This is a genomic window from Reyranella massiliensis 521, assembly GCF_000312425.1.
GTDB classification, from domain to species: Bacteria; Pseudomonadota; Alphaproteobacteria; order Reyranellales; family Reyranellaceae; genus Reyranella; species Reyranella massiliensis.
Map to the genome: position 1 here is coordinate 1863679 of NZ_HE997181.1, position 23666 is coordinate 1887344.

The following is a 23666-nucleotide window of genomic DNA, read 5'->3' on the forward strand; positions in this document are numbered from 1 at the left end:
AAGAACGGAGCGAGGGATGGATACGGTAGTGCACAGTCGCATCGACATGAGCGAAGCCGAGTGGACCGCACGTTGCGATCTCGCGGCGCTCTATCGCATCACCGATCACTTCGGCTGGACCGACACGATCGACACCCACATGTCGGTGCGCATCCCGGGCGAGCCGAACTGCTTCCTGATCAATAACTACGGCGACCTGTTCGACGAGATCACCGCGTCCAGCCTCGTGAAGATGGATCTGGACGGCAAGGTCTATGGCAAGGATGGCCGGTTCAATGCCGCGGGTTTCACCATCCATAGCGGCGTCTACAAGGCGCGGCCCGACGCCAATTGCGTGATGCACACCCATACGCGCGCCGGCACGGGCGTCTCGGTGCTGAAGAAGGGCATCCGGCCGATCAGCCAGGACGCGCTCTCCGTGTACGACGATCTCGTCTATCACGAGTACGGCATGCCGACCTCGGACGAGGAATGCGAGGCGCTCGGCGCGACCTGCCAGGGCGGCAACTCGGTCGTGCTGCGCAATCACGGCCTGCTGACGGTGGGCGCGACCATCCCCGGTGCGTTGCGGCGCATGTACATGCTGGAACGCGCCTGCGAGGTCGAGGTGATCGCCCGCAGCCTCGACGAGGAGCCGGCGCCGATCGACCCGGATGTCGTGCGTCAGTACGGCGAGCGTGCCCGGCAGATGCGGGCCAATCCCGAGTACGGCGTGACCTACTGGAACGCCGCGCTACGCCAGGTTCAGGGCAAGGGGACCGACTGGCGGCAGTAACGCCCGACGCAGACGGCCGTCGGCGGAGAGGACGCGCCTAGCGCCCGTTCCACTCCGGCTTGGGCTTCTTGTTCACGAAGGCGTCGATGCCGGCCTGGGCATCCTCGCGCTGGATCGCGCCTGCCATGAACTCTGTGGCATAGGCATAGGCTTGGCCCAGTTCCATCGTCATGTGGCGGTGGAACATCGCCTTGCCCTCGGCGATCTGCTGCGGCGGCTGGGCGGCGATGCGATTGGCCAGCGCCATCGTCGCCGCATCGAGTTCGGTCGGTGGCACGACGCGGCTCACCAGCCCGTCACGCAACGCCGTTGCGGCATCGACGAACTCGCCGGTGAAAAGCATGTCGAGGGCGCGCTTGGGTCCGACGTTGCGGCCGACGGAAACCGAAGGCGTGCCGCAGAAGAGACCGTTGTTGATGCCGGACGTGGCGAAGGTCGCGGCGCTCGACGCCACGGCGAGATCGCAGGCGGCCACGAGCTGGCAGCCGGCCGCCGTCGCGACAGCCTTAACCTTGGCGATGACGGGCTGCGGCAGGCGTTGGATCGAGACCATCATCGCCGAGCAGCGCGTCAGGAGGCCGTGGTGGAAGGCGTAGTCGCGTGTCGAGGCGACCTCGCGCAGATCGTGGCCTGTCGAAAAGGCGCGGTCGCCCTGAGCCTCGATGACGACGCAGCGGATCTCGCGGTCCTTCGCGAGCTTGTCGAATTCCGCCTGCAGGGCGTCTATAAGCTCGCCCGAGAGCGCGTTCATGGCGTGAGGGCGGTTGAGCGTTAGGATCGCGACTCGACCTTCGTCGCGGCGCAACAGGACAGGTTCGTTGGGGGCGGCAGTCATGGCGCCAGTCTATGGGAAGAGGGGAGTTGCGTCATGCCGGTGATGTCGCCCGACGAGCTGTTGAAATTCCTCGACGAGCATTTTCCGCAGTCGTCGCACCTCAACCTGTCTATCGAGCACCTCGACGACAAGACCATCCGGCTGCGCCTGCCGACCGACGAGCGAAATCTGCGCCCGGGAGGCACCATCTCCGGTCCGACGTTGATGTGGCTGGCGGATTGCGGTTTCTATCTTTTGATCCTGGCCCAGCTCGGGCCGGTGGCGCTGGCCGTCACCACCAACCTCAACATCAACTTCATGCGCAAGCCCGAGCCGGGCGACGTGATCGGCGAAGGACGCCTGCTGAAGCTCGGAAAGTCGCTCGCGGTGGGCGATTTTACGATGTGGAGCGACGGCAAGCCCGACCCGGTGGCCCATGCCACGCTGACCTATGCAATTCCGCCCGCTTCAAGGAGTTAAGAGGAGGTATAATAATACCGCTATCTTAAGTCATTGAATCTAATAGGATATTTTTGGAGATTTGACATCTCCCGGTTCTCTCTCCATAAGCGCGCGCTCATTGGAAGAAAGAACCATGCATACCCTTAGCAACCGTACTGTCAGTCTCAAGACTGCCGACGTGCAGAAGAAGTGGGTGCTGATCGACGCCGACGGCCTCGTCCTCGGTCGGCTCGCCTCGATCATCGCCATGCGCCTGCGCGGCAAGCACAAGCCGACATTCACCCCGCACATCGATTGCGGCGACAACATCGTCGTGATCAACGCCGAGAAGGTGCGCCTGACCGGCCGCAAGGCCGAGCGGGAAGTCTTCTACTGGCACACCGGCCATCCCGGCGGCATCAAGGGCGAGACCCTGGGCAAGCGCCTCGAAGGCCGCTTCCCCGAGCGCGTCCTCATCAAGGCGGTCGAGCGCATGATCACCCGTGGTCCGCTCGGCCGTGCGCAGATGAAGAACCTGCGCGTCTTCGCGGGCCCCAACCACGAGCATGAGGCGCAGCAGCCGGAGAAGCTCGACGTTGCCGCAATGAACCGCAAGAATTCGAGGATCGGCTAACATGGCTACCGAACTTTCGTCCTTTGCCGAACTGAAGAAGGCGCCGGTCGTTGCCGGCACCCAGACTCCGGCGCCGCTCCGCGAGAAGGAAGTCGACAGCCAGGGCCGCGCGTACGCCACTGGCCGCCGCAAGAACGCGGTCGCCCGCGTGTGGGTCAAGCCCGGCACGGGCAAGATCACGGTCAACGGCCGCGACCAGACGATCTACTTCGCGCGTCCGACGCAGCGCATGATGATCCAGCAGCCGTTCGACGTGTCGCAGCGCAATGGCCAGTTCGATGTCGTTGCCACCGTGTCCGGTGGTGGCCTCTCGGGCCAGGCCGGTGCGGTTCGTCACGGCATTGCCCAGGCACTCTCGAAGTTCGAGCCCGGCCTGCGCGGCGCGATGAAGACCAGCGGCTTCCTCACCCGCGACAGCCGCGTGGTCGAGCGCAAGAAGTACGGCCGTGCCGGTGCCCGTCGCCGCTTCCAGTTCTCCAAGCGCTAATCTGCGGCTTGGTCTATCTTCGAAGGGCGCCGCGAGGCGCCCTTCGTTTTTGTGGAGTGGAGTAGCGATCTGATGTCCGGCCTCATCGTGCCCTTCAATGGCCTCGTCCCGAAGATCGACAAGTCGGCCTTCATCGCGCCGAACGCGACCCTGATCGGCAATGTCGAGATCGCCGCCAATTGCGGCATCTGGTTCGGCGCTGTCCTGCGTGGCGACGGCCCGCCGATCAGGATTGGCGAGAATTCCAACATCCAGGACGGCTGCGTGATCCACATCGCCGCGCGGGGCGTGGGGACGACCGTCGGCCGCAACGTCACCGTTGGCCATCTCGCGCTGCTGCATGCCTGCGAAGTGCAGGACGACTCCTTCATCGGCATGCACTCGACCGTGCTCGACGAGGCTGTCGTCGAGACCGGCGCAATGGTGGCGGCGGGCGCCGTCGTCACGCCACGCAAGATTGTGCGCAAGGGCGAGCTGTGGGCCGGCAATCCCGCCGTCAAGATGCGCGACATCACGGAGAAGGATCTCGAGTCCTTCCGCCGCTCCGCCGCAGGCTATGTGCAGCTCGCACAGGCCTATCGCGGCGATGTTCCGAAGGCTGCGGAGTAGCGCCTAGCGCTGAACGTTCGTACCTGCCGGCGAGGTGGGCTGGGCGAGGCCGGTGGGCGCAGGAGGAATTTCCATGTTCTTCCGCTCGAGAAGTTTCTCCATGGTCGCGACAGCTTCCGCCGGATGGCCGTTGTCGCAATCGATACGCGCACCGATGCGGGTATGATTGCGCTCGCCGTCGGAGTTCTCGCCGCGGCTGGCGGCATATCGGTCGAAGTACGAGATGAGCTGATTGCAGCGGGCCTTGGGATCGGGCGACGTCTGGCTGGAGACGGATTGTGCGGAGACGGTGTTCGTGGCGCCGGCAGCAAGGACGACAGCCAACACGAACGATGAACGAAACAAATCTGAAAACATTTCAGGCTCACGACTAGGCATGATCGCAACGGCCGGATCATGATCGGCACGAGCGTTTCCATCCGCGCCTGAAATGAGAGGTAGCCCAACGAACGGCAAGGCGGCGGCCATGCATGCCGGTCTTGCTATGGTAGGTGAGAGTGATGGTCGCTAGGCCGCTTGCGATTCGCCGATCGATGCCCAGAGTAACAATCACGAAACAAAAATGAGATGAGTCTCGATCAATGTCCAAGACGACACGCGCCACTGATCAACTCAAGAAGTCCGGCGTCGCCTTTTCCGTTCATACCTACGACTACGATCCGAACGCGGATCGGATCGGCCTTCAGGCGGCGGAAGCTCTTGGAGAATCGGCAGAGCGCGTGTTGAAGACACTGATGGCGCTGGTCGACGATAAGCCGGTCTGCGTCATCGTTCCGTCGGACAGCGAAGTGTCGATGAAGAAACTCGCGGCGGCCTTCGACGGCAAGTCTGCGCAGATGATGAAGCCGCCGGATGCCGAACGGATCACCGGCTACAAGGTCGGCGGCATCAGCCCCTTCGGACAAAAGCGACAGGTGCCGACCGTCATCGACGAGCGGGCGCTCGCCCACGACTATGTCTTCATCAACGGCGGTCAGCGCGGCCTGCAGGTGAGGCTCGCGCCGAAGCTGGCGCTGGAAGTTCTCGCCGCGAAGGCGGCGCCTCTGGCCGCCGATCACTGACGTCGTGTAATCGCGCGCCGGGCGTCTATTCGCCTGAGCGCACCTTCACGTAGCTGCCGGGCGCATCTTCGATGGCAGGCAGGCCGCCTTCGCCGGGTACGCGCGCAGGGACCTTGGGGCCGGAGAGGGCGGAGAGCCACTTGTCCCAGTCGTGCCACCATGAACCGGGAAACTCCTTGGCGCCGGCTTGCCATTCGGCGAGGGTCGGCGGGTTGGTCGCCGTCTCGTTCAGCCAGTGCTGGTACTTTTTGTTGCGCGGCGGATTCACGACCCCGGCGATGTGGCCCGAACCCGCCAGCATGAAACGCACGGGGCCCTTGAAGATCTGCGTTGCCTTGTAGACCGACTTCGCGGGTGCGATGTGATCTTCCTTGCCGGCCTGCAGATAGACCGGGATGGTGATCTTCCGGAGGTCGATCGGCACGCTGTCGACGACCAGTCCCCCCGGCTGGCTGAGCAGGTTCTTCTGGTACATGTTGCGCAGGTAGTAGCTGTGCAACGCCGCCGGCATCCGCGTGGCGTCGGCGTTCCAGTAGAGCAGGTCGAAGGGGAAGGGATCCTTGCCCATCAGATAGTTGTTCACGACGAACGACCAGATGAGGTCGTTGGCGCGCAGCATGTTGAACGTCGTCGCCATCTCGGCGCCTTCGAGATAGCCCTTCTTGCTCATCATCTGCTCGATGCCGGCGAGCTGATCCTCGTCAATGAAGACGCCCAGTTCGCCGGGTTCGGTGAAGTCGACCTGGGCAGTGAAGAAGGTGCAGGCGGCGATGCGATTGTCATCGCGCGCGGCCATGTAGGCGAGTGTCGTCGCCATCAAGGTGCCGCCGATGCAGTAGCCGATTGCCGAGACCTTGCGCTGCCCGGTCGCCTTCTCGATGGCATCGAGCGCCGCGAGGGGGCCCTTCTTCATGTAGTCTTCGAACACAAATCCCGCGAGGCGCTCGTCGGGATTGACCCAGGAAATCACGAACACCGTATAGCCTTGTTCCGTGGCCCACTTGATGAACGAGTTCTCGGGCTTGAGGTCGAGGATGTAGAACTTGTTGATCCAGGGCGGCACGATCAGCAGCGGAACCTGATAGACCTCCGCCGTCGAAGGGGCGTACTGGATGAGCTGTATCAGCTCGTTCTGATAGACCACCTTGCCCGGAGAGGTGGCGACATTGCCGCCGACCTTGAAGGCATCCATGTCGGTCTGCCGGATCGCCAGCTTGCCTTTGCCGCGCTCCAGGTCCGTCAGCATGTTCTGCAGGCCCTTGAGCAGGTTCTCGCCCTTGGACTCGACGGTTGCCTTCACGACCTGCGGATTGGTCATCGCGAAGTTCGAGGGCGACATCGCGTCGATGAACTGGCGCGTATAGAAGTCGACCTTCTTGGCGGTCTTGTCGTCGACGCCTTCGACCTCCTTTACCGTGCCCTGCAGCCAGCGCGCCGTGAGCAGGTAGGACTGTTTCAGGTAGTCGAAGACGACCTCGTCCTTCCAGGCCGGATCGTTGAAGCGCTTGTCTCCCTTGGCCGGTTCGGCGACCGGGGCGGCGGGCTGCCCCATCATCCGCTGCGCCGTGACTTGCCAGAGGTTCATATACTGCTGCCAGAGCTCCATCTGGGCCTGAACCAGCCGGTTCGGATCGGCCAGCATCTTGGCCGTGAAGTCCATGAAGGTCTGGGTGAGCTGCAGCGGGTCGGCCGGCTGCGGCCCGTCGGCCTTGTAGCGCTCGGAGAAGTCCTGCAGCAGCTTTTGGCTGCGTGTGGCGATATCCTTGAAGGCCGTCTGGAGTTTCTCGGTTTCCTCTGGAGACAGTGCGGAAAAGGCCGTGGGGGCGGGCGTATCCGACATGCGTTTCCCCTTTTGATTCATTGCCTTTATGGCGTTTCTTGCGGTAATTTCAACGGCCCGGTACCATACCTTGTGTCATGTTCCCGGGTCGCGACCCGCCCCCAATTGGTAGGCTGCGACAACAGACGGGTCAATTTTCCTCTCGGGCTCCGCTAAACAAGGCCTCCGCGAGGCCCCAGCAACGGACAACAGGCGACAGTGGTGACGACAATGCAGCGACGACAGGACACGAACGGCAGAGGCCGATGGCTCGGCCTGCTCGGTGTGTCCATGCTCGCCTTCGTGGCCGGCTGTGACTGGTTCAGCAGCTCGACGCCGGTCGGCGCGCCGCCGCGTCCGGGTGCGGATCGCCAGGTGCAGCCGAGCGCGGCCCTGCCGGCGCCGAGCGCTAACCGCAGCTATGAATCGGGGACGGTGGCTGTCGACGAGACGCGTGGCGGTGGCGCAATTGGCTCCATCGTCGCCGGCAAGGGCGGTCAGAAGGCCCAGAAGGAAGCCATCGAGAAAGAGCAGATGGAGCGCGACAAGAAGGATCGCGAAGCCCGTCTGGAGCGCGAGGCCGAAGACAAGGAACGCAAGGCGAGGGAAAAGGAAGCCGAGAAGGGGACGGGCGGCTCCGCGCCTCCCAGCGCAGCACCTGCCGGCGTAGCCCCGCCCAGTGCGGCGCCGTCGATCGAAGCGGCACCGGCTGCGGTGCCGCCACCGGCTCCTGTTTCGACCACACCGATCCCCGCACCGGCGCAGCCTGCCACGGATGCGGCGCCCCAGGCGCCGGCCGCTCCGGCGCCGGAAACGCCCGCTGCTCCGGTGCCCGAGAAACAGTCGGCCTTGCCTGCGGGTACCTACATTGCCGCCGACCGGCGCGTCGACATCTTCGCCAGCATCTAAGGCGTCGAAGGAAGAACCCATGGACGATTCCGAATTTCACCGGCTGAAGCGCCTGCCGCCTTACGTGTTCGCGGAAGTGAACGCCATGAAGGCCCGCGCTCGCGGCGCCGGTCAGGACGTCATCGATCTCGGCATGGGTAATCCCGACCTGCCGACCGCACCACACATCGTCGCCAAGCTCGCCGAGGCTGCCGCCAATCCGCGGGCGCACGGCTACTCCGCGTCGCGCGGCATCCCGGGCCTGCGCAAGGCGCAGGCTGCCTACTATTCGCGCCGCTTTGGCGTCGAACTGGATCCCGATTCCGAAGTCATCGTGACGTTGGGATCGAAGGAAGGTCTCGCCAACCTCGCGCAGGCGATCACCTCGCCCGGCGACACCGTGCTGGTCCCCAACCCCAGCTATCCGATCCATCCCTACGGCTTCATCATCGCCGGCGGTTCGGTGCGCCACATTCCGGTGCCGGGCTCGACCTCGATCGAGGAATTCCTGCCGGCGCTGGAGCGCGCGGTGCGGCACGCGGTGCCGAAGCCGCTTGCTCTGGTGTTGAACTATCCGTCGAACCCGACGGCGCAGGTGGTCGATCTCGATTTCTATGCGGCCATCGTCGACTTCTGCAAACGCGAAGGCATCTGGATCCTGTCCGACCTGGCCTATGCCGAGATCTACTTCGACGGCGTGCCGCCGCCGTCGGTGCTGCAGGTGCCGGGCGCTCGCGACATTGCCATCGAATTCACGTCGATGAGCAAGACCTATTCGATGGCTGGCTGGCGCATGGGCTTTGCGGCCGGCAACAAGACGCTGATCCAGGCTCTGACCCGCATCAAGTCGTACCTCGACTACGGCGCCTTCACGCCGATTCAGGTGGCGGCGACGGCGGCGCTGAACGGCCCGCAGGATTGCATCGTCGAGGCGCGCAACACCTACAAGGAACGGCGCGACGTTCTGATGGAAGGCTTGAGGGGGGCGGGCTGGGACCTGCCGGCGCCGTCCGCCAGCATGTTTGCCTGGGCGCCGCTGCCTAAGGAATTCGCCGAGCTGGGCTCGCTGGCCTTCTCGAAGCTGCTGCTCACGCAGGCCAACGTGGCGGTCTCGCCCGGTATCGGCTTCGGCGAGCATGGCGACGGGCATGTTCGCATCGCGCTCGTCGAGAACAAGCACCGTATCCGTCAGGCCATCCGCAACATTCGTCAGGTGCTGGCCGACCCCGGTCGGTCCATCGATCTTTACCTGCGCGGTGTTGGGGACAATATCACGCCGATCAAGGCTCGCGCCTGACCCCATCCTGTCGTATCAGGCGCCCCATGAATTCCGCTCTTAGAATAGGCATTGCCGGGCTCGGCACCGTTGGTGCTGGCGTGGTCAAGCTGCTGGCCGAGCATGGCCGGCTTCTCGCGTTGCGCGGCGGTCGGCCGCTGAAGCTGGTCGCCGTGAGCGCCCGGCGCAAGGCGAAGAAGCGCGACATCGATCTCTCGGGGGTACGCTGGGAGAACGACCCGATGGCGCTGGCGACCGCACCCGACATCGACGTCGTCGTCGAGTTGATCGGCGGTTCGGGTGGCGTGGCGCGCCGTCTGGTCCAGAAGGCGCTGGCCTCGGGCAAGCACGTCGTGACCGCCAACAAGGCGCTGCTCGCCATGCACGGCACCGAGATCGCCATGGCTGCCGAGAAGAAGGGCGCGATTCTCGCCTTCGAAGCGGCGGTGGCGGGCGGCATCCCGATCATCAAGGCGTTGCGCGAGGGCCTGGTCGGCAACCGCGTGCGCCGGCTCTACGGCATCCTCAACGGCACCTGCAACTACATCCTGACGACCATGCGCGAGACCGGCCGCGACTTCGACGTCGTGCTGGCCGAGGCGCAGGCGGCGGGCTACGCCGAAGCCGATCCCAGCTTCGACGTCGACGGGATCGACGCCGCGCACAAGCTCGCGGTACTGACCGGCACGGCCTTCGGCGCTCGGGTGAACTTTGCCGGCGTGCACGTCGAAGGCATCCGCCGCGTCACCTCAATGGACATCCAGTTCGCCGAGGAGCTGGGCTACCGTATCAAGCTGCTGGGGCTGGCCCGCGAGACTCGTCACGGCATCGAGCAGCGGGTGCATCCCTGCATGGTGCCGCTCGGCGCGCCGATTGCGCATATCGAGGGCGTGTTCAACGCCGTCGTCGTCGAAGGCGACTTCGTCGGGACCACCATGTTCCAGGGCCGCGGGGCCGGGCAGGGACCGACGGCCTCGGCCGTCGTCGCCGATCTGGTCGACGTGGCGCGCGGGCGACACATGCCGGCCTTCGTCGTGCCGGCCGACCGGCTTGCCGACAAGAAGGTCTCGCCGATGGATCGCCATGTCGGTGCCTACTACATGCGCCTCATGGTGCAGGACCGGCCGGGTGTCATTTCGGCAGTGTCCGGCGCGCTGGCCAAGGAACGCATCTCGCTCGAATCGATGCTGCAGCGCGGGCGCTCGCAGTCCGGCGAGGTGCCGGTGGTGCTGACCACGCACGAGACGGAAGAGGCGGCGATGCGGCGTGCCCTCGCGCGCATCGGCAAGCTCGGCGCTGTCGCCGAGGAGCCTTGCCTGATCAGGATCGAAGCATTCTAGACGACGCCCTAGGAACGAGGCGACGGAGGAGACGATGGCAGAAGACGTGAAGCTCGACCGCAATCTTGCGCTCGAAGTGGTGCGCGTAACCGAAGCGGCGGCGCTGGCGGCCTCCAAGCTGATGGGGCGCGGCGACGAGAAGATGGCGGATCAGGCGGCCGTCGACGCCATGCGCACGACGCTGAATTCGCTCGCCATCGAAGGTACGGTGGTGATCGGCGAGGGCGAGCGCGACGAAGCGCCGATGCTCTATATCGGCGAGAAGGTCGGCCTCGGCCGAGGCCCCAAGATCGACATCGCGCTCGATCCGCTGGAAGGCACCACCATTACCGCCAAGGGCCTCCCCAATGCGCTCGCCGTCATCGCGATGGCCGAGCATGGCGGCTTTCTGAATGCGCCCGACGTCTACATGGACAAGATCGCCGTCGGCGGCGGCCTGCCGGACGGCATCGTCGATCTCGACAAGACGCCGGCGCAGAACCTCGCGGATCTCGCCAAGGCAAAGAAGGTCGAAGTTGCCGATCTCGTGGTCTGCATCCTCGACCGGCCGCGCCACTCCGAACTGATCACCAAGGTCCGCGAGGCCGGCGCACGCATCATGCTGATCGGCGACGGCGACGTGTCGGGCGTGATCGCAACCTCGACCGGCGATTCCGGCATCGATATCTACATGGGCTCGGGCGGTGCGCCGGAAGGCGTGCTGGCCGCGGCGGCGCTGCGCGCCATCGGCGGCCAGATCCAGGGCCGGCTGCTGTTCCGCAACGACGACGAGAAGGCCCGCGCCAAGAAGTGGGGCATCACCGACCTCAACCGCAAATACTCGATGACCGACATGGCCAAGGGCGACGTGATGTTCGCGGCGACCGGCGTGACCTCGGGCTCGATGCTGAAGGGCGTCCGTCGCTTCCACAACGGTGCCGAGACGCATTCGATCGTCATGCGCTCCAAGACTGGCACCGTTCGCTGGGTCTCGGCGCACCACAACTTCGCGGTCAAGACCGGCCTGCCCAGCTGGGCGTAATCGTCCAGCACCTGGGCCTAGTCGCCCGGCGCTGGGCTTAGCCGCAAATCGCTGGAGGGGCTGACGCGGCGGGTTGGCAGGGCCACCCGCCCGTGCGAGCCTTCCGGGCATGCGCGGCGTTCTCGTCGCTCTTCTTCTCATGCCGCTCGGGCTCGCTGGGCCTGCAGCGGGACAAGATGGCTGCGGCCGATTCGGATGGCCGCTCACGCGCGAGATCGAACTTCTTTCGGACGGCTACATGCCGGCGGTCGATGCCTCGTCGTGGCTGCCGCGCGAGGGGGCCTTCACGCTGATCCTGGCCCCGGTCAGCTCGGCGCTTTATCTCGTCACGCCGGAGCGCGGACGCGACGACGGCTTCGGCGGCATCGTCACCTTGCAATGGATCGCCGCCGGCCGATATCAGGTCACGCTCACGGACGATGCCTGGATCGACGTCGTGCAGGACGAACGCCGCTTGTCGGTCCTGGCTTCTGTCCGCCGGACAGACTGCCCGGGCATCCGTCTCAGCCTGCAGGTCGAACTCGACAGCAAGCCGCTTACCCTGCAGTTCGGCGGCGCCGAGGTTCGCCGCCTCGGCATCACGGTCCTTCGTTCGCCCTGACGCGGCGTTTTCAGAGTTTCTCGCCGGCCGCCGTCACCACGGCCTCTACGTCGGTGATCCAGACGAGCTTGTGCTTCTTGATGGTTTCGAGCACGCGGCGCAGCGAGGCGGTGCCGGCCGGCGTGCCGACGACGAAGGGATGGATACCGATGGCCACGACCGTGGCCGGACGCTGCGGATCCGTCTCGGCTTCGCGCGCCAGTTCGCCGATATAGTCGATCCAGAAACGCTCGAGGTCGACGGGATCCTTGAGGCGTGAGAGATAGCTTCCCATGTCGACAGTGACCGCGGGGTAGGGAACCATCACCAGCTTTCCCGAAGGCGTGTCGAGGCGGGACAGAACGTCGGAGTCCATGCCGTCGAGCGTGTACTTGATCCCCTCGGCAGCGGTAGCCGGAAACGTCTCGACGTTTGGGAAGACGCTGGGGCTCGACCAGCCACTCGAGCGCACGCCCGTGCTCTTTTCGATCCTGTCGAGCGTCTGCCGGACGTAGGCCTTCTGCGCGTCGAGGCCCTTGTCGAGTGGCAGCATCTCGGTCGAGTTGTTGAGACCGTGCGCGACGATTGCCGCCTTGGGCACGAGGGGAACTGCGTCCAGATTTCGGGATGCTGTTCGGGGAACTGCGCATTGAGCGCGATGCTGAGGGGCACATTCTGTTCCTTGAACAGCCGGCCGACCCGCGGCACACCCCATTCGATGGCGTACTGGCGGAAGGCTTCGTCGACGACATCGGGCTTGCGGTCCGTCATGTCGGGCCGGAAGTTCGGGCCGCGATCCTTGCCCCAGACTTCGACGTAGAAGACGAAGCAGACCGCGACCTTGCGGCCCTCGGGCCAGGCTTTCACCGCGATCTGCTCGCGCGGGAAACCCGTGACCCAGTCCTTGCTCGTCTGCGCCGTCGCCGACGGCATGAACGCCAGCACCGCAAGCAGCAGTCCGACGAACAATCTCACCATCATGCTTCCCCACCCGAAATCTCGCGCGGGAACCTAGCAGGGCTCGTGCGGTAAGTCGTCCACAGCGCATTCGCGCTAAGGTGCCTTCATGTCCGATAGTGTCATTTCCAGCGATGCGAGAGCCGAGCGCGCGGCGTTTCTCGGCATCGAACGTTCGTTGACGGGGCGGCGCTGGGCGGCCCGACTGGCCGACGAGCGCACAGCGCTCGCGATCGGCCAGCGCCATGGCCTGCCGGACGCAATCTGCCGATTGCTGGCGGCGCGCGACGTTGCGCTGGAGGCGGTTCCGGACTTTCTCGACCCGACCCTGCGCAAGTTCCTGCCCGATCCGTCGCACCTCAAGGATATGGACGCCGCGGTCGCCCGCCTGGTGCATGCCGTCCGTCAGGGCGAGCGCATCGTCGTGTTCGGCGACTACGACGTCGATGGCGCGACCTCGTCGGCACTGCTGCTGCGTTTCTTCCGCGCCGTGGGCGGCGATATCGGCGTCTACATTCCCGACCGCCGCAAGGAGGGTTACGGGCCGAACGCGACCGCGCTGGTCAAGATCAAGGAGGAGGGCGCCTCGGTCGTCGTCACCGTCGATTGCGGCGTCACCGCCTTCGAACCGTTGGCCGAAGCCAGGCGCGTCGGGCTCGACCTGATCGTGATCGACCATCACATGGCGGAGATCGCGCTGCCCGAGGCCATCGCCGTGGTCGATCCCAACCGGCTCGACGACGAGAGCCCGCACAAGCAGCTCGCCGCCGTGGGCGTAGCCTTCCTGCTGGCGGTCGGCGTCAACCGGGCCCTGCGCGAGGCCGGCTGGTACAGCACATCGCGGCCGGAGCCCGACTTGCGACAGTGGCTCGACCTCGTGGCGCTGGGCACGGTGTGCGACGTCGTCCCGCTGGTTGGCGTCAATCGCGCGCTGGTGCGGCAGGGCCTGCAGGTCATGGCGCAGCGGCGCAATGCCGGCCTGGCCGCGCTCGCCGACGTGGCACGCCTGAAGGAACCGCCGGGCGCCTATCATCTGGGCTTTCTCCTGGGGCCGAGGGTCAATGCCGGCGGCCGCGTTGGACAGGCCGACCTTGGCGCGCGGCTGCTCTCCAGCGACGATCCGCACGAGGTGGGGGCGCTGGCGCTTCGGCTCGACGAATTCAATGCCGAACGCCGCGCCATCGAGCGTGAGGTGCTCGACCAGGCGATCGCCCGCATCGAAGGGCTGTATGGCCCCGACCGCAAGGGCCTGCCCTCGGTGCTACTGGTCGAGAGCGAGGGCTGGCATGTCGGCGTGATCGGCATCGTGGCCAGCCGGCTGGTGGAGCGCTACGGCCGGCCGGCCTTCGTGATCGGCATGGACGGCGAACTGGGCAAGGGCTCGGGACGCTCCGTGCGCGGCGTCGATCTCGGCGCGGCGGTGATCGCGGCGCGGCAGGCGGGCCTGCTGCTCAATGGCGGCGGCCATGCCATGGCGGCGGGCCTCACCGTTGCGCGACCGGCCTTGCCGGATCTGGCGCATTTCCTCGATACGCGGATCGCCCCGCAGCTTGGCGCAGCACCTGCCGTGCGCGAACTCGGCATCGATGCCGCCCTGGCGCCCGCCGCGGCAACCCAGGAACTGGTCGATATGATCGAGCGGGCGGGGCCGTTCGGCGCCGGCAACGCGCTGCCACGCTTTGCGCTGACCGGCGTACGCGTGAGTTATGCCCAGCCGGTGGGCGAGGGACATGTGCGCTGCACATTAGTGGGTGCGGAGCGCGGCCGGATCGAGGCCATCGCTTTCCGGGCCAACCAGACAGCTCTGGGCCCGGCTTTGCTCGATTCTGCGCGGCCCGTGCTGCATGTCGCGGGCGCCCTGCGGATCGACCGTTTCGGTGGTCGGGAGAGCGTGCGCCTGCAGATCGACGACGCCGCCCCGGCGGCCGGTTCCGTTCTGGGCTGAGCCTGCTTTGCTTGATTTACCAGCCTCTTGCGGGTACACCCTGCCGCCGGCTTCAGTCCCCTTCGTCTAGAGGCCTAGGACACCGCCCTTTCACGGCGGCGACACGGGTTCGAATCCCGTAGGGGACGCCACTCCCGAACAAAAGAAACAACCTCGGGAGACGACTTTGACGGCCCTCTGCTCGCGAGTTTTTTCAGCACCGCTGCGGCCCCTTCAAGGCGGACGCAGTCGTGATCAACGGCCACTTGGTCGAGAAGGAAGCGGTCGAGTTCGGTCTTTTGAAGACGGTGCCCGAACTACTGATCGGCGACCGCCCGATCGACGTCGTGCAGCGGTCATTGCCGGGTAGCTAGATTTCCAGCGTGAGGTGCCCAGGCGGTCCCGCCGACGACTGCTTGATCGTGAAGGCATTGCAGCCGTCGCTCGAGAAGCGCGCTGCAATATTAGGAAGCGATGCTGCCGGAGCTGACAACGCGCGACACAACATAGTAGGCGAAGGTGGCGGCGATTGAGGTGAGGAAAGCGCCCCAAGCACAGTCGACAAGGGTTACGACCACTGGCCAGCTGCGCAACGTCGCCTGGTTGGTCAAATCATAGGTTGCGTATGCAACGAGACCCAAGCAGGCACCCAAGAGAGACGCGGTGCTCCAAGAACCGGCTTTGAGTGCCGGGGCTACCGCGAAGACAACAATGCCGAATGCATAGATCAGATAGAATAGAATCGCCGGCACCAGGTTGAAACTGTCAGCCAGAAGATGGCCGATATGTTGCCTGTATAGGCGCTCCGAGGCCAGATGAAGCCAAACGGCATCGATGACGAAGAAGATCAAGCCGGAGGCGAGATAGGCGATCGCGTATGTTTTCACGGTGTATCCTTCCCGTTTGGATACGAGCCGCAGTCAGCGTTGGATCACGACCGGCAAGACCTTCGGTGCCCGAGCTGCCGATCGTCGACCGTCCGATCGACATCGTACAGCAGTCGTCGTTCGGGTAGCCGCACCACCGGATTTGGCCGCTTGCCCGTGCGTGGGCGATATCGACCTTACGCCAGGCGAGGCGGAAACGTTGGTCTCGATTGGCAAGGGGCAGTCATCAATGCCTGCATACCCACGATCTGGTGAAGCTCAACCTACTTCGGCTGATCATGACGAGAGGCACCACGACGTTTGAAGCCACGCCGCTGGGTCAAGCCTGGTCTCGGCGGCACACGGAGGCGCCAACAAGCTCTTCGTGCGTCGCAATGCCCGCGGCATGTCCTTTAGGGAGGTGGAAGATGTGGGCCGGTCGCTGGCCGCCGATCGGTGGCGCAAGGCCAAGACCGTCGCCAAGCGCGGGCGGGGGCGATCGCGCGAACGCCGAGGTCGGGGAGGCGCCTCGACGTTTTTCCATCCTGGCGAAGGAGGCGAGGCAATTCGAGGTACGCTCCAGGCGAACCCCAGGTCGGTCATCTGTGCCTGGAAGTACTAACCGCCCGCCTTTCCAAGCCGGATCATGAGTATGGTGGGAGTCTCATTCGCCCCCGCCGCCCGAGATGCCGGTGCGCTTGTCGCTGTGGGAGTCCTTTGGCCGATTGCCGCGCGGCCGCGACTTCTCTGGATGCTTGTGATTCTCGTGAGAGGCGCCAGGGCCGCCGACGCGTTCGGTGTTCGGATGCTTCTGAGGCATGACTAACGGTCCTGTTGATAGCCTTGATAATGCGTGTTCTGGGTGATGTTGCCGGCGTTACCCTGCTCCTTGGGGTTGTCCGCGCGGTTGGCGCGCTTGGCATCATCAGGGGGAGGGGCGGACCAACCAACTTCTCGAACCTTCGCCCATCAGCCCAGCGAAATATGTTGAGCAATCGACGGTGGTCTTTCCATGCTTGCCGCCTGGATGGGGCACTATTATAACCGAACTGATAATCATTCGCATGTAGTAGTAGATAGAAAGCGTGACCTCGGCGGACCCGACCCTCGACCTGTATCTCGAACATCGCGGTTCGCTGGTGAACTACGCCAACGGCATCGTCCGAGATCGGGCGGGAGCCGAGGACGTCGTGCAGGAAGCCTATCTCCGGTTCAGCGCCGCCAACGGTGATGTCCGTCCGATCGCCAATCCCGTCAGCTATCTCTACCGAATCGTTCGCAACCTTGCGCTCGACTGGGTAAGCCGCTCGTCCAACGCTGTGTCGGCCGGGGAACCGGCGGCGCTCGAGGAGGTCGCCCATGAAGCGCCGACGGCCGAGGACGTCCTCTATTACCGCGACGAGCTGCGACTCCTGGCCGACGCGCTGGCCGAACTGCCACAACGGACGCGCATTGCCTTCAACATGTACCGCTTGGAGGGGCACACCCTCCAGCAGGTGGCTGATCGGCTTGGCGTTTCGGTCGTGCGCGCTCACCAACTCGTGAAAGACGCGATTCTCCACGTCGCACGCCGTTTGGACGACATGGATAACTGATCCGATGGAAGTTTCCCGTTACCGCCCTTAAAAGTCGATATCGTCTTCCGTCTGTTCCATGTAGCCATCCGGAGCGGGCGGGCGAGATCGAGACGGGTGACATCCGACGTGGACGAGAGCGATTCCTTGCGCGGCGAGGCGGTGGACTGGCTGGTGCGGATTCAGGCCGCTCCAAGAGATGCCGTTCTCCATGCCGGTCTCGATGCGTGGCTGGCGTCCAGCGAAGAGCATCGCAAAGCCTATCGCAGCGTCGAACGGGTTTGGCGGCTGACGGGTGAATTGCCGTCGGCTGCTCCGTCCACTGCCAGGACAGTCGTGAAGCTGCCGCGCGTTCGTCGCACACGGCGCGTCTGGGCACTTGCGGGGACGGTCCTTGCCGCATGTATCGCGTTCTATTTTGTGCCGAGCCTGAAAGTGCGCCTGCAAGCAGATCACCTGACTGGCATAGCAGAGGTGCGCCAACTCGTCCTCGAAGACGGCAGCATCGTTCATCTCGATGCCGCCAGCGCCATCGCCGTGCGCTACGGCGCTTCGCGCCGTGAGGTCCAACTGCTGGCCGGTCAGGCGTTTTTTAAGGTCGTGTCGACGCACGATCAGCCGTTCCTCGTCATGGCTGGCGACGTGACGGTGACTGTCAAGGGGACGGCGTTCGACGTCGGCTCTTCCCGGGAAGGCGTGGCCGTTGCCGTGCAGTCAGGAACCGTCGAGGTCACGATCGATGGCGGCCGTCGCGGCGCATTGACCCTGAAACAAGGCCAGCGCATGCTGGTCGACCGGCGCGGGCAGGTCGACCGATTCGAAGTTGCGCCCGAGGATGTCGCCTCATGGCGCGAATACCGGCTGGTCGTCGACGGCGCCACACTGGGCGAGGTCGTCGAGGAACTTGAGCGTCATCATCCCGGCGTCATCATGCTGGGCGATCGCGACTTGGCCGCCCGTCGCATCACCGGCGTCTTCGACCTCCGCCGCCCCTTGGAAGCGCTGCATACGGTAGCCCGCGCCCAGCACGGCTCGGTCATGGAGATTTCACCCTATCTGACGGTCGTCTCGGCAGCCTCCAAGCAATAAGTATTTTTTCCGGCGCCCCTTAAATCCGGCCACTCCAGTCCGTCCTCTGAACGCGAACGAAAATCGTTCGCGTGAAGACAGCACCTCCATGACCCGCCGGCGTGGAGCATCGGGGGAGTTCGTCGTGTTGCCAGCCAGGACCGGTAGCGTCGCGCAAGCAGTTGCCATTGCGACAGTTGTTGCAGCGATCAGTAGCCCCATGGCCCATGCCCAGACAGAGCCTGGCCCTGATCAGGCGCCGCTCGTGGCACAGGCCAGCAAAACGACGACTTTCGACATTCCGGCACAGCCGCTATCGCAGGCGTTGATGGCCTTCGGCCGCCAGTCTGGCATGCAGATCGCGGTCGATTCCGCGACCGTTGCAGGCAAGACCAGCGCGCCGGTCGCTGGGTCGATGACGGCGGATCAGGCGCTGCGCCAACTCCTCGCCGGATCCGGTCTTGGCTACCAGTTCACATCGGCCAATGCCGTGACGGTTGCCGGCGCACCGGCGCCCGTGCCGGCCGGAGCGGTGGGATCGGGCGCGCTGGTCCTCGATCCGGTGCGGATACAGGGTGCAATTGCAACGCCACCGCAAGGCGAGCTCGGTTACCAGTCGCCGGCCTTTGCCGGCGGCCAGGTGGCGCGTGGCGGCAAGGTCGGTTTGCTCGGCAATCGCGACTACATGGACACGCCGTTTAGCGAGACGACCTACACGAACCAGTACATTCAGAACCAGCAGGCCCGCACGCTGACTGACGTCCTTGCCGGCGATCCGACGCTGCGCTCGGGCATTCCCAATGGCAACGTGTTCGACGACCGCGTCATGATCCGTGGCATCACCGTGACGAATCCCAATTTCGGATTTGGCGGCCTCTTCGGCATCGTGCCCAACCAGGTGGATACGACCGGCATCGAGAGAGTCGAGGTTTTCCGCGGTCCGACAGCGTTCCTGAACGGCGCGTTGCCGAACGCGGTGGGTGGCACCATCAACCTGGTCCCGAAGCGCGCGACCGATGCGCCTATAACGCAGGCAACGCTTCTCTTTAATTCCGACTCCCAGCTCGGCGGCTCGCTGGACGTCGGGCGGCGTTTCGGTCCGGACAACGAACTCGGCCTGCGCGCCGGCGCCACCTATTATTCTGGGGACACGGCCGTCAACAACCAGACCGCCGAACGTCTCGCGCTCACTCTCGGCTTCGACTATCGCAGCGCGAACACGCGCCTCGAAGCCGATCTCGGATTCTTGCAGCGCGATGTCGGAGCCTTCCAAGGCGGCATCTTCCTGGCGGCCGGTGTCCAGCTTCCGCCCGCACCCTATGCGCGCAACAGCTCCTACCAGCCATGGGAACGCCTGCAGGGCAATGACGTCTATGGATCGCTGAAATTCGAGCACGACATCGTCGAGGGGCTCACTGGCTTCATCAAGGCCGGCGCGCGCCGCAGCAACTACACGTCTGTGTTCTTCAATCAGAACATCGTGAACTACAGCGGCAATACGACCGTCCTGTCGGCCGGCCAGTACATGTCGACGGTCGAGGCGCTCTCCCTCGAAGCTGGCCTGCGTGCCATCTTTCATACCGGGCCTCTGAAACACGAGGCGGCGCTGATCGGCGATTACCTCAAGACCCAGAACTTCACGTTCAATAATCCGCTCGCGGCCGCGCTGAATTCGAACATTTACAATCCGACATTCATCCCGCAGCCGAGCTTTGCCGGCTTCCGTACCCAGCCGCCGCCGCTCACCTCGGATTCGGTATACGGAAGCGTCGGCATTGTCGATGCCATCTCGTTCAACAACGACATGTTCCAGATCATCGGCGGTGCACGCCTTCAGCGCCTGCAGACCGCGAACTACAACGCGGTGACCGGCCTGCCCACCAACGGCAACGATCAGACGGTCGTGTCGCCGTCGGCCTCCTTCGTCTTCAAGCCGATGAAGGAAGTCATGCTGTACGGCAACTACATTCAAGCGCTCCAGCAGGGGCCGATCGCACCGGCCGGCGTGGTCAACGCCGGTATGCAGTTCTCGCCTTTCGTCACCAATCAGTTTGAGATCGGTGTGAAGGCTGACTTCGGCTTCATCGGCGCGACCCTCAGCGCTTTCCAGATAACGCTTCCTTCGTCCTTCACCGATGTTGCCACGAACACGTTTGTCACGAACGGGCAGCAGCGCAATCAAGGTATCGAATTCGTCGCCTTCGGCGAGCCGGCGCCCGGCCTCCGGCTGCTGGGCGGATTCACCGTGCTGAACGCGATCCAAATGAGCACCCAGGATGGCCTGACCAACGGAAAGCAGGCGGTCGGTACGACACCGTTCCAGGCGTCGCTGGGCCTCGATTGGGATACGCCCTGGGTGAAGGGCCTCGGGGTGATGGGCCGCGGCGTGTACAACGGCCAAGTCTACCTCAACGCCGCGAACACCCAGGCCGCGCCGCCCTGGACCCGGTTCGATGCCGGCCTGCGCTACACGTTCGACCGGACCGACGGCAAGCCTGTCACGCTGCGGGCGAATGTCATCAACCTGTTCGACGCCAACTACTGGATCGCGACGACCTCGTTCTTCTTCCAGAATCCGCCGCGGACCTTCATGCTGTCGCTCACCGCCGACTTTTAGCGGCCTCATGGCGAAGTCCGTCTCCGCTCCCGCACCCGTTGGCGCCGGTAAGGTGGTCGTGCGCGTCCTCGCCATCGTCTTCGGCGCCTACGCGGCCAGCGCTGCGGTCGTGGCGGCTGGTGTCGCAGCGCTGATTCTGGCCGGCGTCAACAAGAGCGACGCTTTCACCACCTGCAGCATCCTGGGCTTCCTGCTCTATACAGGACTCGCGCTATGGGCCGCGGCGGCGCCCAGGCTGTTACAGTTGGTTGCGAGCCTGCTGCTCATCACCGCGGTGGGGGCCGGGATCGGCTTTCTTCCGGCTCTCATCGGCGGGGCGTAGGCATGGCCGCGACGTTCCGCGAATCGATGGACTGGCTGCACACCTGGGCCGGTCTCGTCATCGGCCTGCTGCTCTTCGCGGTGTTCTGGACCGGCACGCTCTGCGTCTTCGACCGTGAGATCGACCGCTGGATGAATCCTTCGACGCGGCTGGTCTATTCAGGCGAGCCGATCGCGATCGACAGTCTGCGCGAGGAAGCGAGCCGGCTTGCGCCACACGCCGCGCCCTGGGCAATCGTCATGCCGACACCGCGCGATCCAGCCCTCTGGATCGGCTATCGTGGAAGAGGGGGCTTCGAGCGGACGTTGTTCGATCCGCTGACGCTGAAGACCGTCGCGCCGGCCGAAAGCTGGGCCGGCACGCGATTCTTCTTTCCGTTCCATCACACATTGCATATCAGGATCTGGAATCTCGGCACGTGGCTCACCGGCCTGGCTGGCATTGTGATGATGGCCCTTTGCATCTCGGGCGTGATTATCCACCGCAAGATCTTCACCGATTTCTTCACCCTGCGCCGCTCGCGCCAGCCGCAACGAATGCTGCTCGATCTGCACAATACGGCGGGAACGCTGGGCGTGATCTTCTACTTCGTCATGGCCTTTTCGGGCGTGACCATTCTCGCCTCGGTCTACTATCCGTCCGGCGTATGGGTCGCGTTCGACGGCGGTCGCTCGGGTTATGTGCAGGAGACCTATGACGTCTTCAGCCGGCCTCTACTCAACCAGCCCGGCCCGCCGCTTGGGTCGCTCGAGGCGATGGTGGCCACAGCACGTGACGCCTGGGGTGGCCTCAATCCCGGCCTGGTGCGCGTCTTCCACCATGGCGACATGAATTCCTATGTCGAAGTGCGGCCATCGATCGAGGCCGAAGTCGCGATGCGCACCGATCCCTTCTTCTTTGATGCCGCGACGGGTGAGATTCTTTACCGGACCTACATCCGCGAGACGACGCAGGTGCAACAGTTCCTGACGGGCCTGCACTTTGCGCAGTTCCGTCACTGGACGCTGCGCTGGGCCTATTTCGCGCTGGGCTTGCTGGGCTGCGTTCTCATCGTCACCGGCTTCCTCTTCTGGGTGGAGTCCCGGCGCAAAGCGCATGTCGCGGCCGGCCGCAGGGGCGTCGGCTTCGTCGAGGGGCTGGCCGTCGGCGGCACCGGCGGCATGGTCCTGGCGACACTGGCTTTCTTCGTCGCTAATCGCCTGCTGCCGTCGGGTGCAACGCTCATGGGCGGCATGCGCTACGAGCTCGAGATCTGGATCTTCTTCGCCGTCTGGGTGCTGAGCTTCGCCCATGGCTGGACGCGGCGCACCGCCGCCTGGACCGACCAGTGCTGGCTCGCCGCCGCGCTCTGCGTTCTTGCCGTCGTGTTGAACGGCGCGACGACCGGCGACCACATCCTGCGTGCGTGGGCCGCCGGCAAGCTGGCCGTCGCCGGCATGGACCTGGTGCTGCTGGCCGGCGGATTTGCCGCCGCCGTCACGGCGTGGCGCCTGCAGCGCCGCCGGCAAGGAGCATCCGCGACACAACTGCGACATCATCTGGAGGGCCAATCATCATGAAACCCATCTTCGGCATCGCGGCCCTGGCGGCGCTCACGCTGTCGTTCGCCGTGCCGGCCTCGGCGCATCATATCTGGGTCGAAGTCGACGGGCAGGGCGGGAAGATTTACTTCGGCGAGTTCGGCGAGAACCTGCGCGAAGCCTCGCCGGGTACACTCGACAAGCTGCAGCCGCAGGCGAAGATCGTGTCGTCGACTGGCGAGCGTCCGTTGACCGTCCAGAAGTCCGCCAACGCCTACGCCGCCACCGGCAAGATCGACGCCACCGACAGTATCGTCGTCGAGGACATCCGCTGGCCCTCGTTCGAGCGCAAGCGCGACAACAAGACGGGCATCTACATGCCGGCGGCGCGCTTCGTGCCGGACCGGACGCCGCGGCCCGCAGTGCTGACGCTCGATATCGTTCCCATGGGCGACGACAAGTTCCGGGTCATCTTCAAGGGCAAACCCCTGGCCAAGGCCAAGGTCGCGGTCGTCACGCCGTCGGGCTGGGGACGCGAGGAGCATACCGGCGCCGATGGCGATTTCGAGGTGAAGCTGCCGTGGCGCGGCGCCTATGTCTTCGAGGTGCATCACGACGACAACAATCCCGGCAAGCGCGGCGACCAGGCCTACGATTTCGCGAACTACGTGACCACGCTCACGCTCATGCAGCCGCAGGGTATCGAGCCGCTACCGGCGCCGCCGCCGGCCAAGCCGCATTGATGCAGGCGGTCCTGATCGTTGCGGTGCTTGCTGCGTCCTATCTGGGCTTTGCCTTGCTGGCACTTAGCCAGGATCGGCACTGGCTTCATCTCAGCGGCGCGCGCCACTGTCCGCCGCGGCTCGCCTGCATCTTGCGCGTTGCGGGCTATGCCTTGCTGATCGCAGGCCTTGGTGCCGCGCTGCTGCGCGATGGCGCGGGTTTCGGCTCGCTGGTTTGGGCGACAACGCTGACGGTCGGTGCGTTCGCCGTCGTCTGCACGCTGACGTGGCGGCCGCACTGGCTCCGGCCGCTCGTCCTGGTCTGTCAACGTCTTGCCTGATGAGCAGTTG

General features: G+C 64.8%; 27 protein-coding genes and 1 tRNA gene. 22 read left to right on the plus strand and 6 right to left on the minus strand.

The window, feature by feature from the left end:
- Positions 1-16 precede the first annotated feature (16 nt).
- Positions 17-775, plus strand: a complete 759-nt coding sequence (locus BN60_RS09200) for a class II aldolase/adducin family protein (RefSeq protein WP_020695737.1) — start codon at positions 17-19, stop codon at positions 773-775.
- A 37-nt stretch (positions 776-812) separates the two neighbouring features.
- Here the strand turns inward: BN60_RS09200 and BN60_RS09205 are convergent, their stop codons facing one another.
- Positions 813-1610 carry an enoyl-CoA hydratase gene (locus BN60_RS09205; protein ID WP_043283766.1) on the minus strand — a complete coding sequence of 266 codons (798 nt, stop codon included), beginning with the start codon at positions 1608-1610 and terminating at the stop codon, positions 813-815.
- 33 nt (positions 1611-1643) lie between these two features.
- On the opposite strand from BN60_RS09205, the gene BN60_RS09210 reads away from it, so the two are divergent.
- The 4 genes from BN60_RS09210 to BN60_RS09225 all read left to right on the plus strand — a co-directional run bounded on the left by BN60_RS09210 (position 1644) and on the right by BN60_RS09225 (position 3760).
- Positions 1644-2069 carry a PaaI family thioesterase gene (locus tag BN60_RS09210; RefSeq protein ID WP_020695739.1) on the plus strand — a complete coding sequence of 142 codons (426 nt, stop codon included), beginning with the start codon at positions 1644-1646 and terminating at the stop codon, positions 2067-2069.
- A gap of 115 nt (positions 2070-2184) precedes the next feature.
- The gene (rplM, locus tag BN60_RS09215; protein WP_020695740.1) at positions 2185-2664 is read left to right on the plus strand and encodes a 50S ribosomal protein L13; all 480 of its coding nucleotides are present in this window, start codon (positions 2185-2187) and stop codon (positions 2662-2664) included.
- A gap of 1 nt (position 2665) precedes the next feature.
- The gene (gene rpsI / locus BN60_RS09220; RefSeq protein WP_020695741.1) at positions 2666-3151 is read left to right on the plus strand and encodes a 30S ribosomal protein S9; all 486 of its coding nucleotides are present in this window, start codon (positions 2666-2668) and stop codon (positions 3149-3151) included.
- Between the two features lie 72 nt (positions 3152-3223).
- On the plus strand, positions 3224-3760 hold the full coding sequence (locus BN60_RS09225) for a gamma carbonic anhydrase family protein (protein WP_020695742.1): 537 nt from the start codon (positions 3224-3226) through the stop codon (positions 3758-3760).
- Positions 3761-3763: 3 nt separating this feature from the next.
- Here the strand turns inward: BN60_RS09225 and BN60_RS09230 are convergent, their stop codons facing one another.
- On the minus strand, positions 3764-4228 hold the full coding sequence (locus BN60_RS09230; protein WP_148283362.1) for a hypothetical protein: 465 nt from the start codon (positions 4226-4228) through the stop codon (positions 3764-3766).
- 113 nt (positions 4229-4341) lie between these two features.
- Between BN60_RS09230 and ybaK the strand changes: the two genes are divergently transcribed.
- Positions 4342-4821: a Cys-tRNA(Pro) deacylase gene (gene ybaK / locus BN60_RS09235; RefSeq protein WP_020695744.1), complete on the plus strand. Its 480-nt coding sequence runs from the start codon at positions 4342-4344 to the stop codon at positions 4819-4821.
- A gap of 25 nt (positions 4822-4846) precedes the next feature.
- On the opposite strand, the gene BN60_RS09240 is transcribed toward ybaK, so the two are convergent.
- Positions 4847-6661, minus strand: a complete 1815-nt coding sequence (locus BN60_RS09240; protein WP_020695745.1) for a PHA/PHB synthase family protein — start codon at positions 6659-6661, stop codon at positions 4847-4849.
- 210 nt (positions 6662-6871) lie between these two features.
- Between BN60_RS09240 and BN60_RS31430 the strand changes: the two genes are divergently transcribed.
- From BN60_RS31430 to BN60_RS28755, 5 genes are all read left to right on the plus strand, one after another.
- A complete protein-coding gene (locus tag BN60_RS31430; protein WP_020695746.1) occupies positions 6872-7549 on the plus strand; it encodes a hypothetical protein in 678 nt (225 codons plus the stop codon).
- 19 nt (positions 7550-7568) lie between these two features.
- Positions 7569-8825: an LL-diaminopimelate aminotransferase gene (locus BN60_RS09250; RefSeq protein WP_020695747.1), complete on the plus strand. Its 1257-nt coding sequence runs from the start codon at positions 7569-7571 to the stop codon at positions 8823-8825.
- A 26-nt stretch (positions 8826-8851) separates the two neighbouring features.
- Positions 8852-10144, plus strand: a complete 1293-nt coding sequence (locus BN60_RS09255) for a homoserine dehydrogenase (RefSeq protein ID WP_043283768.1) — start codon at positions 8852-8854, stop codon at positions 10142-10144.
- Between the two features lie 34 nt (positions 10145-10178).
- Positions 10179-11165 carry a class II fructose-bisphosphatase gene (gene glpX / locus BN60_RS09260; RefSeq protein WP_020695749.1) on the plus strand — a complete coding sequence of 329 codons (987 nt, stop codon included), beginning with the start codon at positions 10179-10181 and terminating at the stop codon, positions 11163-11165.
- A 109-nt stretch (positions 11166-11274) separates the two neighbouring features.
- The gene (locus BN60_RS28755) at positions 11275-11766 is read left to right on the plus strand and encodes a hypothetical protein (protein ID WP_020695750.1); all 492 of its coding nucleotides are present in this window, start codon (positions 11275-11277) and stop codon (positions 11764-11766) included.
- Between the two features lie 10 nt (positions 11767-11776).
- Here the strand turns inward: BN60_RS28755 and BN60_RS31435 are convergent, their stop codons facing one another.
- A complete protein-coding gene (locus tag BN60_RS31435) occupies positions 11777-12346 on the minus strand; it encodes a polysaccharide deacetylase family protein (RefSeq protein WP_020695751.1) in 570 nt (189 codons plus the stop codon).
- Between the two features lie 26 nt (positions 12347-12372).
- On the opposite strand from BN60_RS31435, the gene BN60_RS31440 reads away from it, so the two are divergent.
- The 4 genes from BN60_RS31440 to BN60_RS31605 all read left to right on the plus strand — a co-directional run bounded on the left by BN60_RS31440 (position 12373) and on the right by BN60_RS31605 (position 15000).
- On the plus strand, positions 12373-12777 hold the full coding sequence (locus BN60_RS31440; protein ID WP_020695752.1) for a hypothetical protein: 405 nt from the start codon (positions 12373-12375) through the stop codon (positions 12775-12777).
- Positions 12778-12811: 34 nt separating this feature from the next.
- The gene (gene recJ / locus BN60_RS09275) at positions 12812-14647 is read left to right on the plus strand and encodes a single-stranded-DNA-specific exonuclease RecJ (protein WP_020695753.1); all 1836 of its coding nucleotides are present in this window, start codon (positions 12812-12814) and stop codon (positions 14645-14647) included.
- A gap of 55 nt (positions 14648-14702) precedes the next feature.
- Positions 14703-14778 (plus strand) — tRNA-Glu (locus BN60_RS09280).
- A 99-nt stretch (positions 14779-14877) separates the two neighbouring features.
- Positions 14878-15000 carry a hypothetical protein gene (locus BN60_RS31605; protein ID WP_020695754.1) on the plus strand — a complete coding sequence of 41 codons (123 nt, stop codon included), beginning with the start codon at positions 14878-14880 and terminating at the stop codon, positions 14998-15000.
- A 90-nt stretch (positions 15001-15090) separates the two neighbouring features.
- On the opposite strand, the gene BN60_RS09285 is transcribed toward BN60_RS31605, so the two are convergent.
- Positions 15091-15513: a DUF2177 family protein gene (locus BN60_RS09285; RefSeq protein ID WP_020695755.1), complete on the minus strand. Its 423-nt coding sequence runs from the start codon at positions 15511-15513 to the stop codon at positions 15091-15093.
- Positions 15514-16156: 643 nt separating this feature from the next.
- A complete protein-coding gene (locus BN60_RS30785; protein ID WP_020695756.1) occupies positions 16157-16312 on the minus strand; it encodes a hypothetical protein in 156 nt (51 codons plus the stop codon).
- 265 nt (positions 16313-16577) lie between these two features.
- On the opposite strand from BN60_RS30785, the gene BN60_RS09295 reads away from it, so the two are divergent.
- The 7 genes from BN60_RS09295 to BN60_RS09325 all read left to right on the plus strand — a co-directional run bounded on the left by BN60_RS09295 (position 16578) and on the right by BN60_RS09325 (position 23656).
- On the plus strand, positions 16578-17087 hold the full coding sequence (locus BN60_RS09295) for a sigma-70 family RNA polymerase sigma factor (protein WP_020695757.1): 510 nt from the start codon (positions 16578-16580) through the stop codon (positions 17085-17087).
- 96 nt (positions 17088-17183) lie between these two features.
- Positions 17184-18155 carry a FecR family protein gene (locus BN60_RS09300; protein ID WP_083856029.1) on the plus strand — a complete coding sequence of 324 codons (972 nt, stop codon included), beginning with the start codon at positions 17184-17186 and terminating at the stop codon, positions 18153-18155.
- Positions 18156-18399: 244 nt separating this feature from the next.
- A complete protein-coding gene (locus BN60_RS09305; RefSeq protein ID WP_177324789.1) occupies positions 18400-20751 on the plus strand; it encodes a TonB-dependent receptor in 2352 nt (783 codons plus the stop codon).
- 7 nt (positions 20752-20758) lie between these two features.
- Positions 20759-21073 (plus strand): hypothetical protein, encoded by a 315-nt coding sequence (locus BN60_RS09310; protein WP_020695760.1) that lies wholly within the window; start codon positions 20759-20761, stop codon positions 21071-21073.
- 2 nt (positions 21074-21075) lie between these two features.
- Complete coding sequence (locus BN60_RS09315; protein ID WP_020695761.1) at positions 21076-22632, plus strand: PepSY-associated TM helix domain-containing protein; 1557 nt, start codon at positions 21076-21078, stop codon at positions 22630-22632.
- On the plus strand, positions 22629-23336 hold the full coding sequence (locus BN60_RS09320) for a DUF4198 domain-containing protein (protein ID WP_020695762.1): 708 nt from the start codon (positions 22629-22631) through the stop codon (positions 23334-23336). Before BN60_RS09315 ends, BN60_RS09320 begins: the two co-directional genes overlap by 4 nt.
- On the plus strand, positions 23336-23656 hold the full coding sequence (locus tag BN60_RS09325) for a DUF3325 domain-containing protein (RefSeq protein WP_020695763.1): 321 nt from the start codon (positions 23336-23338) through the stop codon (positions 23654-23656). Before BN60_RS09320 ends, BN60_RS09325 begins: the two co-directional genes overlap by 1 nt.
- Positions 23657-23666 lie beyond the last annotated feature (10 nt).

Coding starts and splice junctions, on each gene's coding strand:
- BN60_RS09200 (WP_020695737.1), top strand. CDS start 17: ATGGATACGGTAGTGCACAGTCGCATCGACATGAGCGAAGCCGAGTGG.
- BN60_RS09205 (WP_043283766.1), bottom strand. CDS start 1,610: ATGACTGCCGCCCCCAACGAACCTGTCCTGTTGCGCCGCGACGAAGGT.
- BN60_RS09210 (WP_020695739.1), top strand. CDS start 1,644: ATGCCGGTGATGTCGCCCGACGAGCTGTTGAAATTCCTCGACGAGCAT.
- rplM (WP_020695740.1), top strand. CDS start 2,185: ATGCATACCCTTAGCAACCGTACTGTCAGTCTCAAGACTGCCGACGTG.
- rpsI (WP_020695741.1), top strand. CDS start 2,666: ATGGCTACCGAACTTTCGTCCTTTGCCGAACTGAAGAAGGCGCCGGTC.
- BN60_RS09225 (WP_020695742.1), top strand. CDS start 3,224: ATGTCCGGCCTCATCGTGCCCTTCAATGGCCTCGTCCCGAAGATCGAC.
- BN60_RS09230 (WP_148283362.1), bottom strand. CDS start 4,228: ATGGCCGCCGCCTTGCCGTTCGTTGGGCTACCTCTCATTTCAGGCGCG.
- ybaK (WP_020695744.1), top strand. CDS start 4,342: ATGTCCAAGACGACACGCGCCACTGATCAACTCAAGAAGTCCGGCGTC.
- BN60_RS09240 (WP_020695745.1), bottom strand. CDS start 6,661: ATGTCGGATACGCCCGCCCCCACGGCCTTTTCCGCACTGTCTCCAGAG.
- BN60_RS31430 (WP_020695746.1), top strand. CDS start 6,872: ATGCAGCGACGACAGGACACGAACGGCAGAGGCCGATGGCTCGGCCTG.
- BN60_RS09250 (WP_020695747.1), top strand. CDS start 7,569: ATGGACGATTCCGAATTTCACCGGCTGAAGCGCCTGCCGCCTTACGTG.
- BN60_RS09255 (WP_043283768.1), top strand. CDS start 8,852: ATGAATTCCGCTCTTAGAATAGGCATTGCCGGGCTCGGCACCGTTGGT.
- glpX (WP_020695749.1), top strand. CDS start 10,179: ATGGCAGAAGACGTGAAGCTCGACCGCAATCTTGCGCTCGAAGTGGTG.
- BN60_RS28755 (WP_020695750.1), top strand. CDS start 11,275: ATGCGCGGCGTTCTCGTCGCTCTTCTTCTCATGCCGCTCGGGCTCGCT.
- BN60_RS31440 (WP_020695752.1), top strand. CDS start 12,373: ATGCTGTTCGGGGAACTGCGCATTGAGCGCGATGCTGAGGGGCACATT.
- recJ (WP_020695753.1), top strand. CDS start 12,812: ATGTCCGATAGTGTCATTTCCAGCGATGCGAGAGCCGAGCGCGCGGCG.
- BN60_RS30785 (WP_020695756.1), bottom strand. CDS start 16,312: ATGCCTCAGAAGCATCCGAACACCGAACGCGTCGGCGGCCCTGGCGCC.
- BN60_RS09310 (WP_020695760.1), top strand. CDS start 20,759: ATGGCGAAGTCCGTCTCCGCTCCCGCACCCGTTGGCGCCGGTAAGGTG.
- BN60_RS09315 (WP_020695761.1), top strand. CDS start 21,076: ATGGCCGCGACGTTCCGCGAATCGATGGACTGGCTGCACACCTGGGCC.
- BN60_RS09320 (WP_020695762.1), top strand. CDS start 22,629: ATGAAACCCATCTTCGGCATCGCGGCCCTGGCGGCGCTCACGCTGTCG.
- BN60_RS09325 (WP_020695763.1), top strand. CDS start 23,336: ATGCAGGCGGTCCTGATCGTTGCGGTGCTTGCTGCGTCCTATCTGGGC.